Source organism: Colwellia asteriadis (assembly GCF_039523295.1).
Classification (GTDB): Bacteria; Pseudomonadota; Gammaproteobacteria; order Enterobacterales; family Alteromonadaceae; genus Colwellia; species Colwellia asteriadis.
Genome location: NZ_BAAAFA010000029.1, coordinates 1 through 1,060 on the forward strand (window position 1 = coordinate 1; position 1,060 = coordinate 1,060).

At 39.6% G+C, this 1,060-nt stretch carries 1 pseudogene; it reads left to right on the top strand.

The features are described from left to right. Positions 1–74: 74 nt before the first annotated feature. Positions 75–1,060 (top strand): annotated as a pseudogene (locus ABD005_RS18060) (IS3 family transposase); the annotation flags it as partial.

Consider the following 1,060-nt stretch of genomic DNA (forward strand, 5'->3'; position numbering starts at 1 on the left):
TGAAGTGGCATAGTTAATTTGGCCACCTAATTAGAGATGTTATCATGCATCTCATAACTACTTAGGTGATACAAATGACAAAGAAGAAACGACCAACTTATAGCGCAGAGTTTAGGCTCGAAACAGCGCAATTGGTTATTGATGAAGGTTACACACAGGCAGACGCTGCACAAGCGATGAATGTAGGGAAATCAACCATCAGTAAGTGGGTAAATCAATTAGAGCAAGAGCGTGCAGGTAAAGCCCCTAAAGCTTCACCGATGACACCTGAGCAAATTGAAATACGAGAATTAAAAAAACGCATAGAACGTATTGAATTAGAAAAGGATATTTTAAAAAAGGCTACTGCTCTGTTGATGTCGGACTCGCTGAAAAACTCTTATTAATTGAGAAAATCAATCAGGGCAATAGTAAAAAATATCAAGTAAAAACATTATGTAAGGTGTTTGACGTGCATCGCAGTAGCTTTAAATACTGGTGTAAAAGGGATAGCTGAAGAGCTTCAATTAAATGCTGAGATAAAGCAAATACATAATGATAGTAACGGCTCTGCGGGAGCAAGAACTATTGCTGATATTGCCACAAACAAAGGCATAAAGCTAAGTCGCTACCGTGCTGTCGGATAATGGTTGAACTTAACTTAGTTAGCTGTCAAATGCCACAGCATGCATATAAAAAAGCGGCCAAAGAGCATATAGAAATACCTAACACACTAGAGCGTCAATTTGATGTTATAGAGCCTAATACTGTGTGGTGTGGCGATGTAACCTATATTTGGACTGGTAACCGTTGGGCATATTTAGCTGTCGTACTTGATTTATTTGCTAGAAAAGTTGTTGGCTGGGCTATGTCACTATCGCCAGACAGTGCGTTAACATGTAAGGCATTAATGATGGCTTATGAGAGCAGAGGTAAACCATCACGTGTGATGTTTCACTCTGATCAAGGTAGCCATTATACCAGCCGTAAATTCAGGCAATTGTTATGGCGTTATCAAATAAAACAGAGCATGAGTCGTCGAGGAAACTGTTGGGACAATGCACCAATGGAACGCTTTTTC